General features: G+C 70.9%; 11 protein-coding genes. 5 read left to right on the plus strand and 6 right to left on the minus strand.

Features of this window, described 5'->3' with window-relative positions; translation table 11 throughout:
* A partial coding sequence (locus C1J00_RS29220; RefSeq protein WP_102912000.1) for a hypothetical protein occupies window positions 1–497 on the minus strand: 497 nt, incomplete at its 3' end.
* A 23-nt stretch (window positions 498–520) separates the two neighbouring features.
* Complete coding sequence (locus C1J00_RS29225) at window positions 521–1,636, minus strand: magnesium and cobalt transport protein CorA (protein WP_102912001.1); 1,116 nt, start codon at window positions 1,634–1,636, stop codon at window positions 521–523.
* Window positions 1,637–2,092: 456 nt separating this feature from the next.
* Here C1J00_RS29225 and C1J00_RS29230 point away from each other — a divergent pair, with 456 nt between their 5' ends.
* A complete protein-coding gene (locus C1J00_RS29230) occupies window positions 2,093–2,677 on the plus strand; it encodes a suppressor of fused domain protein (RefSeq protein ID WP_102912002.1) in 585 nt (194 codons plus the stop codon).
* A gap of 30 nt (window positions 2,678–2,707) precedes the next feature.
* Here C1J00_RS29230 and C1J00_RS29235 read toward each other — a convergent pair whose 3' ends face one another.
* Window positions 2,708–3,931 (minus strand): MFS transporter, encoded by a 1,224-nt coding sequence (locus C1J00_RS29235; RefSeq protein WP_102912003.1) that lies wholly within the window; start codon window positions 3,929–3,931, stop codon window positions 2,708–2,710.
* A gap of 160 nt (window positions 3,932–4,091) precedes the next feature.
* Here C1J00_RS29235 and C1J00_RS29240 point away from each other — a divergent pair, with 160 nt between their 5' ends.
* The 3 genes from C1J00_RS29240 (at window position 4,092) to C1J00_RS29250 (ending at window position 6,431) form a co-directional block, all read left to right on the plus strand.
* Entirely contained in the window at window positions 4,092–4,733 is a 642-nt protein-coding gene (locus C1J00_RS29240; protein WP_102912004.1) for a DUF6758 family protein, read from the plus strand.
* 104 nt (window positions 4,734–4,837) lie between these two features.
* Window positions 4,838–5,698, plus strand: a complete 861-nt coding sequence (locus tag C1J00_RS29245) for a PHP domain-containing protein (RefSeq protein WP_102912005.1) — start codon at window positions 4,838–4,840, stop codon at window positions 5,696–5,698.
* Window positions 5,699–5,825: 127 nt separating this feature from the next.
* Entirely contained in the window at window positions 5,826–6,431 is a 606-nt protein-coding gene (locus C1J00_RS29250; protein WP_102912006.1) for a MarC family protein, read from the plus strand.
* A gap of 9 nt (window positions 6,432–6,440) precedes the next feature.
* Here C1J00_RS29250 and C1J00_RS29255 read toward each other — a convergent pair whose 3' ends face one another.
* Together C1J00_RS29255 and C1J00_RS45535 are read right to left on the minus strand one after the other, a co-directional pair.
* Window positions 6,441–8,540, minus strand: a complete 2,100-nt coding sequence (locus C1J00_RS29255) for a trypsin-like serine peptidase (RefSeq protein WP_102912007.1) — start codon at window positions 8,538–8,540, stop codon at window positions 6,441–6,443.
* A 133-nt stretch (window positions 8,541–8,673) separates the two neighbouring features.
* Window positions 8,674–8,826, minus strand: coding sequence for a DUF8834 family protein (locus C1J00_RS45535; RefSeq protein ID WP_097223186.1), 153 nt, complete (start codon window positions 8,824–8,826; stop codon window positions 8,674–8,676).
* Between the two features lie 228 nt (window positions 8,827–9,054).
* Between C1J00_RS45535 and C1J00_RS29260 the strand changes: the two genes are divergently transcribed.
* Window positions 9,055–9,948, plus strand: coding sequence for an NYN domain-containing protein (locus tag C1J00_RS29260; RefSeq protein WP_180989733.1), 894 nt, complete (start codon window positions 9,055–9,057; stop codon window positions 9,946–9,948).
* Between the two features lie 29 nt (window positions 9,949–9,977).
* Here the strand turns inward: C1J00_RS29260 and C1J00_RS29265 are convergent.
* The coding region (locus C1J00_RS29265; RefSeq protein ID WP_245936551.1) for an alpha/beta fold hydrolase at window positions 9,978–10,836 on the minus strand (859 nt) is incomplete at its 5' end.

The following is a 10,836-nucleotide window of genomic DNA, read 5'->3' on the forward strand; positions in this document are numbered from 1 at the left end:
AAGACGGCATACGAGTTGAGCGCTAGTCTCGTGGGCTCGGAGATGTGTATAAGAGCCAGCGGCAGGGGCGGCCCGGACAGGGAGCCGTCGGGCAGTGGCGCCGTCGCCCCGGTCGGTTCCAGGCGCAGCACCCGGCACTCGCGGGCCCAGCGCTCGGGCATGGCCTCGGCGTCGGGCGCGTTCAGGCGTTTGCCCTTCAGCTCGGCGACCGCCGCGTCCCACGCCTCGGAGCCCGGCGCGAGCTGGGTGATCCGCGCCGTCCAGGTGACCAGCCGGCCGCCCTTGTCCTTGCTGCGGACCGTCACCTTCGCCTCGGCGCCGTCGCTCAGCCCCGGCAGCGGCTGCTCGCCGGGCCCGTCGCCGACCAGGCACGCGGCGCCCTCGTGCCACACGTGCCACAGCGCACGCGCCGGGCCGTCGGCGCCCTGGACCCAGACGAGGCCGGACTTCTTGGTGGCCTCCTCGACGAGGGCCTGGTCGAGCAGCTCGCTTGTCATGGGGCCCAGCCTAACCAGGCTGCTCACAGCCATCCGTTCCGCTTCAGCGTGCGGTGGATGCCGAGACAGATGACCACGGTGACGCCCATGATCGCCGGGTAGCCGTACCGCCAGTGCAGCTCCGGCATGTGGTCGAAGTTCATGCCGTACACGCCGCACACCATCGTCGGCACGGCGATGATCGCGGCCCAGGAGGTGATCTTCCGCATGTCCTCGTTCTGGGCGACGGACGCCTGCGCGAGGTTGGCCTGGAGGATGGAGTTGAGGAGCTCGTCGAAGCCGATGACCTGCTCCTGGACGCGGGCCAGGTGGTCGGCGACGTCCCGGAAGTACTTCTGGATGTCGGGGTCGACCAGCCGCATCGGCCGCTCGCTCAGCAGCTGCATGGGCCGCAGCAGCGGCGACACGGCCCGCTTGAACTCCAGCACCTCGCGCTTGAGTTGGTAGATCCGCCCGGCGTCCGAACCCCGCGGTGCGCCCTTGCGCCCCGGGGAGAACACCTCGGTCTCGACCTCGTCGATGTCGTCCTGCACCGCGTCGGCGACGGCGATGTACCCGTCGACGACGTGGTCGGCGATGGCGTGCAGCACCGCCGAGGGGCCCTTGGCGAGCAGCTCGGGGTCGTCCTGGAGGCGGTGCCTGAGGGCCCGGAGGGAGCCCTGCCCGCCGTGCCGGACGGTGATGAAGAAGTCCCGTCCGGTGAAGCACATGACCTCGCCGGACTCGACGACCTCGCTGTTGGCGTCGAGCTGGTCGTGCTCGACGTAGTGGATGGTCTTGAAGACAGTGAAGAGGGAGTCGTCGTAGCGCTCCAGCTTGGGCCGCTGGTGGGCCTGGACGGCGTCCTCCACGGCGAGCGGGTGCAGTCCGAACTCGCTGGCGATGCCGGAGAATTCGGCCTCGGTCGGCTCGTGCAGGCCGATCCACACGAAGCCCCCGTCGCGGCGCACCAGGCGCACCGCCTCGTGCGGGGTCAGGGCGGTCTCGGTCTCGATGCGGCGGCCGTCGCGGTAGACGGCGCAGTCGACGACGGCCGTGGCCGCGCAGGGGCTGCGGGTGGCGTCGTACGTCCCGCCGTCCTTGCGCAGCGACACACGGGACGGACGGACGACTGCGCGCAGGTCGCGGATCATCGACATGGCGGGCTCCTTCGCGGGCGGGCGACGAACGCCGGCCGACGACGGGTGGAACTACCCGGAATGGGGACGTAGGGCCTACGGATGTTTGGCACGTCCACAAAGCGGGGAGCACCGCACCGTCGCGGTGGTCGGTTTCGTCACTGATTCAGCTACTGAGGCAGATCAGGCAAAGCGAAACGAAGCGCTCTTCCGCGGTGAAGCGAGTGCGAGAGGTGGCAGCCGGAGACAGAAGCAGCTACATCGACGGCGCGAAGAGCGTGGTGCTACTGCACGGTCGACTTCGATCCATTGCAGCCCCACCTCCTCCGGCCGGTCCCTCGTGAGGGAGTTCCTTCGGCGTCGGGGCTTGACCGCGACGCTTCTGCGTGCTGCCCCGAACCACCGGGCAAGAGTAGCAGCCGACACAACTGTCAAGGTGCTGCTTTGCCCGCTACTGGCGAGTTCTATGCTCGCCGCATGGCAGATGTTCTTCCTCTGGTCGAAGCCCGGTTGCGTACCGCGCTGGGCGAACCGGACGCGCGCGCGGCGGTCACCTTCCTGGGCACGGACCGCATCGAGGTGCTCCGCTTCCAGGGGGCCGGCATCGTCCGCTACGCCTCGCTCGGCATGTCCGCGCACCCCATGACGGACCCGACGGCGGTGGTGGCCGACCCGGTCAAGGGGCCGCGCGCCGAGCTGGTCCTCTCCCTCCGCGCCGGGCTCGCCGAGACCGACAAGGTGCTCCGGCCGCTCGCCGTGCTCGCGGCGTCTCCGCAGGTGGAGGGCCTGGTCGTGGCTCCTGGCGCATCCCTGGACGTCGGTGAGGCGTTGTGGCCCGGCGCCCCGTTCACCTCCGTCCTGGTCGCCGAGCCGGGCGGCCTGGTGGAGGACCTGGAGCTCGACGAGCCACTCGAGCCGGTGCGGTTCCTGCCGCTGCTGCCGATGACCCCGAACGAGGCGGCCTGGAAGCGAGTGCACGGCGCGCAGGCGCTTCAGGAGCGGTGGCTCAACTCGGGGACGGACCTCCGGGATCCGTCCCGGCAGTCCGTTCCGCTGGAGTGAGGAAGCTCACCAACCCTCCGTTGCGCGGCCTCAGTTGGCGAAGACGGCGACACCGTCCTCGGTCGCGTGCTTCGGCTCCAGTTCTTCGGCTCGGTAGGTGAGGGCCTTCCGCCGCACGACCACCACGACCGCGCCCGCGACCGCGGTGACCGCCGCCACCACGAAGGGGATGTGGATGTCGGTCCACTCCTCGATCTTCGGCGCGAAGAACGGGGCGGCCGCCGCCGCGAACCAGCGCACGAAGTTGTAGCCCGCGCTCGCCACCGGCCGGGGCGCGTCCGAGACGCCGAGGGCCAGCTCGGTGTAGACGGTGTTGTTCACGCCGATGAAGGCGCCGGACAGGATCGTGCAGACGACGGCCGTGGCGTGGGAGCCGTAACCGAGCACCAGTACGTCGGCCGCGAGAAGTACCAGCGAACCGCCCAGCACCTTCAGTGAGCCGAACCGCTTCTGCAGCCGCGGCGCCACGATCACCGAGAAGACGGCGAGCAGCACGCCCCAGGCGAAGAACACCGCCCCCGACCGGTACGGGCTCATGTTCAGCACGAACGGCGTGAAGGCCAGCACGGTGAAGAACGTGTAGTTGTAGAAGAACGCCGAGACCGCGGCGGAGGCAAGGCCGCCGTGGCCGAGGGCCTTGAGCGGGTCCAGCGGCGAGGTCCTGCGGGCCGGCTTCGGCTGTTCCTTCAGGAACACCGTGATGCACAGGAAGCCGATGGCCATCAGGAACGCCGTGCCGAAGAAGGGGTAGCGCCAGCTGGCGTCGCCGAGCAGAGCGCCCAGCAGCGGACCGCAGGCCATGCCCAGGCCGAGGGCCGACTCGTACAGCAGGATCGCCGCGGCGCTGCCTCCGGCCGCCGCGCCGACGATGACCGCGAGGGCCGTCGAGACGAACAGCGCGTTGCCGAGGCCCCACCCGGCCCGGTATCCGACCAGTTCACCTACGGATCCGGAGGTGCCCGCGAGTCCGGCGAACACCACGACGAACGCGAGGCCGAGCAGCAGGGTCCTGCGGCCGCCGATCCGGCTGGAGACGAAGCCGGTCACCAGCATCGCGACGGCGGTGATGAGGAAGTACGAGGTGAAGAGCAGGGAGACCTGGCTCGCCGTGGCGTCGAGGCCCTGGGCGATGGACGGCAGGATCGGGTCGACGAGTCCGATGCCCATGAAGGCGACGACCGACGCCCCGGCGGTCGCCCACACGGACTTGGGCTGCTTCAGGAGGCCGCCCGCTCCGGGGCCCAAGGGGTCCATTGGGTGCTCCCTTTCCGAGACTCAAGTAGTTGGTATATGCACATGCTAAGTTAGCAATGCTAATTAATGCAAGATGCATCTAGTGTGGGTGGTGAAGGGTTCCGTCCGGATGGGTGATCGTCCTTGACGCGGCGGGGTGGGGGTAGGACCGTGGGGCCCTATGAGGGGCGAACCCAGTTGCCCGAAGTGCGGTGGCCGGGTCAGGGCTCCCGGCCTCTTCTCCGACTCGTGGCAGTGCGATGCGCACGGCACCGTCCATCCGGTGCAGCCCGTGATACCGCCCAGCGTCGACGCCCTCAACGTCGTGGTGCATCGCACCCAGGTGCCGCTGTGGATGCCGTGGCCGTTGCCGGTGGGGTGGCTGTTCACGGGAGTGGCCTGCGCGGGGGACGACCGCACGGGCGGCCGGGCGACCGCCGTCGCCTGCACGGGGCCCGGCCCGCTCGGCGGCATGGGCGAGCTGATCCTGGTGGCCGAGGAGCTCGGCGTCGGACTCGGCGCGCGGTACGCCGGCATGGACGGGCCCGACCCCGGGCCGCACATGAACGTCGAGAAGCCCCCTCAGGCGAAGGTGCTGGCCGCCGGGCGCCCCACACCGTTGTGGCATGTGGCCGGGGCGCCGGACGACCGGGCGGTGTTCGCGGGGGAGGCGCTCGGAATGTGGCTGTGGGCGGTGGTGTGGCCCGAGCAGTCCGGATTGCTGATGTACGACGAGCTGGTGCTCACGGATCTGCGGGATGCCGGCGCCGAGGTCGAGCTGGTGCCGTGCGGCGCCCTGTCGCCGCGCTTGCTGGGACCCTGAGGCGTGTAGGGGGTGCTCGCCGGGTTCGGGTGTGACATGGGGCGTCGAAAAGCTGGTTATCCTTGAGCAGTCCTGTCGTCCCGCCCGTGTCTGGAGTCCGTGTCGTGCGTATCGATCTGCACACCCACTCCACCGCTTCCGACGGGACGGACTCCCCGGCCGAGCTGGTGCGGAAGGCCGCTGCCGCCGGGCTGGACGTCGTCGCGCTCACCGATCACGACACCACCCGCGGGCATGCCGAGGCGATCGCCGCGCTGCCCGAGGGAGTCACGCTGGTCACCGGGGCCGAGCTCTCCTGCCGGATCGACGGCATCAGCATGCACATGCTGGCCTACCTCTTCGATGCCGAGGAGCCGGCGCTGCTCGCCGAGCGGGAGCTGGTCCGGGACGACCGGGTACCGCGCGCCCAGGGCATGATCGCCAAGCTTCAGGAGCTGGGCGTCCCCGTGACGTGGGAGCAGGTCGCCCGGATCGCCGGTGACGGATCCGTCGGGCGCCCGCACGTGGCGAGCGCGCTTGTCGAGCTCGGCGTCGTGCCGACCGTGAACGACGCCTTCACACCGGACTGGCTGGCCGACGGCGGCCGGGTGTTCGTGGAGAAGCACGAGACCGACCCCTTCGAGGCGATCCGGCTGATCAAGGGCGCGGGCGGGGTCGCGGTGTTCGCGCATCCCGGGGCGACCAAGCGGGGGCTCACGGTCCCGGAGGCCGCCATCGCCGAGATGGCCGCGGCCGGGCTGGACGGCGTCGAGGCGGACCACATGGACCATGACGCGGACACCCGTGCGCGACTGCGAGGGCTGGCCAAGGAGCTCGGCCTGCTCGTGACCGGATCGTCGGACTACCACGGCAGCCGGAAGACCTGTGTACTCGGCGAGTACACGACGGATCCAGAGGTGTACGGGGAGATCACCCGGCGGGCCTTCGGGGCGTTTCCCGTGCCGGGGGCCGGCGGAGCTCTCTGAGGTCTCACTCCCGCAGGTCCGTCTCTTCTCTTTCTCCTTTTCTCACCCGGCGCTGCCCGCTGCGCCCAGGCGTTCTGCCCTGCGCACCGCCTGCCCGCGGCGGCAGCCCCCTGCGCAAGGCTCACTCATGTTCGACGTCGCCGTCTTCGGCTCCCTGTTCCTGACCCTCTTCGTCATCATGGATCCCCCGGGGATCACACCGATCTTCCTCGCCCTCACCGCCGGCCGGCCCGGCAAGGTGCAGAAGCGGATGGCCTTCCAGGCCGTCTGCGTCGCCGGCGGTGTGATCACCGTGTTCGGTCTTCTCGGACACCAGATCCTGAACTACCTGCACGTGTCCGTGCCCGCGCTGATGATCGCGGGCGGGCTGCTGCTCCTGCTGATCGCGCTGGACCTGCTCACCGGCAAGACCGACGAGCCGAAGCAGACCAAGGACGTCAACGTCGCCCTCGTACCGCTGGGCATGCCGTTGCTGGCCGGGCCCGGCGCGATCGTGTCGGTCATCCTCGCCGTGCAGAAGGCCCACAGCGCCGCCGCCCAGGTGTCGGTCTGGGCGGCGATCCTCGCCATCCACATCGTGCTGTGGCTCGTGATGCGCTACTCGCTGGTGATCATCCGGATCATCAAGGACGGCGGTGTGGTCCTGGTGACCCGCCTCGCCGGCATGATGCTCTCCGCGATCGCCGTGCAGCAGATCATCAACGGCGTCACGCAGGTGATCCAGGGGAGCTGACGATCCCCGTCAGGCCCGCAGGACTCCGCGGATCTCCCGGGCCGCCTTGGGGTGACCGAGATACTCCTCGATCTTGTGCGCGCGGTCGCGGCCGTTGGAGACGGCCAGCTGGGTGAGCTTCCCCCACCGTTCGTCCTCCAGGGGGCAGCCGATGGCCACCGCGTCGGTGGGGCACCAGACGTTCACCCAGTCACGCACCCGCGGCGGCTGGTGCGGACCTCGGGTGAGGAGACGCTCGTTGACGCCGTCCAGGCCGAGCGGGCTGCCCGCGGTGACCAGCAGCACGGGGTCGACGCCGTCGGGCAGCCGGGTCAGGAGGTCCATGCCCACGACCGTGCCCAGGCTGTGCGTGACCAGCACCAGCTCGCCGCTCGTCGGCATCGTCTCCAGGACGCTGTCCAACACCGCCTGCCGCACGGCGCTGTCGCCGAGGTACAGGTCGACGTCCCGCAGGAACGTGGCGATGGTCCACTCGTCCAGGTCGGACCGGGCGGCCAGCCAGCTCAGCGGCCGGTGCAGCACCCCGACCAGGCCCGATCCGAACCCCTCCGTGGTCGCCGGCCCGTTCTGGGGCATGCCGGCCCGGGCGGCCGCCTCGTGGAGCAGCCGCTCGTAGGAGCCCGTGGGCGACTCCGCCGCGAACACCTCGGCGGCAGCGGCGGCGCTCACCTGGCCGAGGCCGATGGGCCCAGCGGTGCTCTCCCGGCCGCTCACGATGTCGTGCAGTCTCGTGCCGTAGTACGGGAACCACACGTCCTCGGGGTCGAGCGGGGGCATGGACGCGAGGGTGAGTCCGCGGTTCAGGCCGGCCGTCCAGCTGCGGCGGAGATCGTCGGGGTAGTTCTCCTGCTGGTCCCGGCCGTGCAGGAAGACCAGGTGCTGACGGCCGCCGAAGGCGGTACCGCGGGCCCGGAGCCCGGTCCGGGGTCTTTGGCCGGCGGCCTCGCTCCCGGCCGTGGAAACCGTCACGCGGGCCGACGGGGATGTGACGCCCGGTACCCCGGCCGTCGCCCTCTCGGGCTGTGCGCCGGGGGCGGGCGTGGGAAGGGCCGGCGCGGTGGCCATGGCCCGGTCCAGGCCGGTGTCCGGGCCCATCTCGGCCAGCAGGGCGCGCCGCCCCGGGTCGAGCTCCAGCCCGGCCAGGTGCTTGAGGACCGAGCTGATCCGGACGCCCTCGTTGGCGACCCAGTCGATGGCGTCGTCGCCGTCGCCCTGCTGCCAGGGCCGGCCGTCCTTGCGCAGGACGCGGCCCTGGTCGTCCTTCCTGGGCACGCCGCTGTGGTGCAGCGCCACGACCTCCCACTGGTCGTTGAAGACGGGGGAGCCGGAGTTCCCCGGTTCGGTGTCGGTCGTGTAGTGCACGAAGTCGTCGAGGCGGACCAGCACCGCGTTGTCGCGCAGCGCGATCTCCTTCAGCCGCCCCGAGGGATGGCCGATGATGTTGACCTTCTCGCCCAGTACCAGCTTGCCGATCTGCACGCTCAGCCGGTTCCAGCCGAACACCTCGCCCGGAGGCGGGCCGTCCAGGGTGGGCGCGACCGCCACGAGGGCGAAGTCGAGCCGCCGGTCCGCCGCGAAGAAGGCCCCGGGGTCGAGCTCCATCCGGACGACGGTGTCGGGCAGGTTGTCGGCCGTGACCTGGGCGTTGAACTCCGCGAAGCAGCGGCGCGCGAAGCCCTCGTCGGGCAGGACGTGGTGGTTGGTCATCATCAGCCGCGGAGAGACCAGGAACCCGGTGCCGTGCGGCAGCTCGCGGCCGTCGCGCCGCAGGGTGATCCGGGCGACCGTGGCCCCGGCCCTCACCCCGCGCGGCAGGAAGCTCCAGGCCTGGAGCTCGTTGGACAGGTCGATGATCCGCTCGTTGGCGTCCGGCAGGTCCATGGCCTCGCGGTGGATGTCCGCCACCACCGCCGAGGGCGACAGACCGCCCCGGTCGAGGATCCGGTCGGCGCGCACGGCGAGCGCGTCCGGGGAGTCGGGGAACCGCACCCCGGCCGCCAGCCGGCCCTCCACCCGCTCGCGCTCCGCGGCGGAGTCCTCGTAGCGCCGTGCTGCCTCGGCGGCGGCCTGCTCGTGCAGTCCCTTGTGCGACCGGTCCGTCACCGACATGCTCCACCGTCCTGTCCTGGTTCGCGCTGGACCCTTCAGTCAGTACGCCCCCGACCACGGAGGTCCGCAACAGCGGAGCCCCCGCACGGCCGATGCCGGGCGGGGGCTGCGAAGTGTGGGAGAGCTGCGCGCGTTATGAGGCCGTGGTCTCGGCCGGGCGGATCCAGAGGCGCTGCCCTATGGCGGCCGCCTGCTGAACGATGCGGTTGACGGAGGCGGCGTCCACAACGGTCGAGTCCACAGCAGTGCCGTCGACGTCGTCGAGTCGCATGATTTCGAAGCGCAAGGGCTTCTCCCTTCGTCTGGTCATCCTCCTGAGGAGAACTACTCGGTGTCCGGCCCACCGGGCGTTGGCGCCCGGTGTTCCGTATGGGTCAACAGGGATGCACGTGTCAAACATTCCCTACGCTAAGGAAATTTTTCGAACGGCTAATTACCGAGCCGTAAGAGTGTCGTTACAGGACCGACCGGGACCGGTTGTACTCGCAGCGTGACCGCCGGGACAATGGAGGCGATGAACGACGACCTCGCGGCCCTCAGCGCCCGCATCGACCGCACCAACGAGCTGCTCCAGCGCATGCTCGCCGAGGTGGCGAAGACGCCCTCCACCCACGCGATCTTCGTCGATGCCGGGTACCTGTACGCGGCGGCGGGACGCCTCGTCGCCGGCACGGAGGACCGCCGCGCCTTCGACCTGGACGCCGAGGGCCTGATCGACGCGCTCATCGACAAGGCCCGCACGATCTTCGCCGACAGCCGGCTGCTGCGGGTCTACTGGTACGACGGCGCCCGCCGCCGCATCCACACCGCGGAGCAGCAGACCATCGCGGAACTGCCCGACGTCAAGGTGAGGCTGGGCAACCTCAACGCCAACAACCAGCAGAAGGGCGTCGATTCGCTCATCCGCTCCGACCTGGAGTCCCTCGCCCGGCACCGCGCCATCAGCGACGCGGCCCTGCTCGGCGGCGACGAGGACCTGGTGTCGGCGGTGGAGGCGGCCCAGGGGTACGGCGCCCGGGTCCACCTCTGGGGCATCGAGGCCCCGGAGGGCCGCAACCAGGCGGAGCCCCTTCTGTGGGAGGTCGACAGCCAGCGCACCTTCGACCTCGACTTCTTCAAGCCGTACGTATCCCGCCGCACGGCCCCCGCCTACGAGACGGCCGCCAGCAGGCCCACCCGGGATGACGTGCGGTTCGTGGGCGCGCAGATCGCGGCGAAGTGGCTGGCGGCACGCGGCCGGGACACACTGGTCGAGTTGCTGCCCGGCCACCCGTACCTGCCCGGCTCCGTGGACCAGGACCTGCTCGTGGAGGCGGAGGGTCTCCTGCAGTACTCACTGCGCGGCCAGGCGGACCTGCGGCGGGCGCTGCGGGACGGCTTCTGGGATCATCTGCGGACGCAGTACTAGGCCGCCCCGGGAGCCGCCGGGGCCTGGGATCAGTCGTCGTCCCGGACCCGTCCGATGCCGTCCCAGAAGTCGGCGAGGGCACGGGCCGTCGGCAGCGGGCGGTCGGCGTTGGGGGAGTGCTCCGCTCCCGTGACGACCGTGCGGCGCGCGTTCAGGCGCAGGGCCATGTCGTCGAGGACCGCCACCGGCCAGGTGTCGTCGTGCGCGCCCGACAGGACGTGGAACGGCAGCCGGCGCGCGGCGAGTTCGGCCACGCGGTCCGGCTCGGTGCACAACTGACCTCCCGTCGCCAGCAGTTGGGCGGGACTGTGGCCGAGCCAGCGGCGGCGCAACTGGTCCTGGTCACCGAGGCCGCGGGCGGGCCCGCCGACTTCCTCCGGCGGCCCCATGGCCTGGATGGCCTCCCACACCTCCTCCATCGACAGCACGGCGAGAGCGTCCCGCAGCAGCTTCACGCGCTGCTGCTGGGAGACGGAGATCTCCGCAGGCCCGGACGAGACCAGGGTGAAGGAGACGAAGGGGGAGTGGTCGAGCAGCACGGCGGCACGGGCGATCTGCCCGCCGAGCGAGTGCCCGACGAGGTGGACGGGCCCGCCCAGCGCCTCGGCCTGCGCGAGCACGTCCCGTGCCAGTTCCCGCTGGGAGTAGGCGGATTCGTCGTCCCGGGGGCCGCCCGACTCGTGCTGCCCCCGCCCGTCCACGGCGACGACCCGGTACCCCCGCTGTGCGAGGGGCTCGTGGAGCAGCCGGAAGTCCTCCTTGCTCCCGGTGAACCCCGGCAGCATCAGGACGACCCCCCGGCCCTCGACACCCGCGGCCGGCGACGAGTCGACGACGGCGAACTCGCCGCGCGCGGTGCTCAGGGCGTAGGCGCGGGCGCCCGGGGGC

It is taken from the genome of Streptomyces cahuitamycinicus, assembly GCF_002891435.1.
Taxonomy (GTDB): Bacteria; Actinomycetota; Actinomycetes; order Streptomycetales; family Streptomycetaceae; genus Streptomyces; species Streptomyces cahuitamycinicus.

Coding starts and splice junctions, on each gene's coding strand:
- C1J00_RS29225 (WP_102912001.1), bottom strand. CDS start 1,636: ATGTCGATGATCCGCGACCTGCGCGCAGTCGTCCGTCCGTCCCGTGTG.
- C1J00_RS29230 (WP_102912002.1), top strand. CDS start 2,093: ATGGCAGATGTTCTTCCTCTGGTCGAAGCCCGGTTGCGTACCGCGCTG.
- C1J00_RS29235 (WP_102912003.1), bottom strand. CDS start 3,931: ATGGACCCCTTGGGCCCCGGAGCGGGCGGCCTCCTGAAGCAGCCCAAG.
- C1J00_RS29240 (WP_102912004.1), top strand. CDS start 4,092: ATGAGGGGCGAACCCAGTTGCCCGAAGTGCGGTGGCCGGGTCAGGGCT.
- C1J00_RS29250 (WP_102912006.1), top strand. CDS start 5,826: ATGTTCGACGTCGCCGTCTTCGGCTCCCTGTTCCTGACCCTCTTCGTC.
- C1J00_RS29255 (WP_102912007.1), bottom strand. CDS start 8,540: ATGTCGGTGACGGACCGGTCGCACAAGGGACTGCACGAGCAGGCCGCC.
- C1J00_RS29260 (WP_180989733.1), top strand. CDS start 9,055: ATGAACGACGACCTCGCGGCCCTCAGCGCCCGCATCGACCGCACCAAC.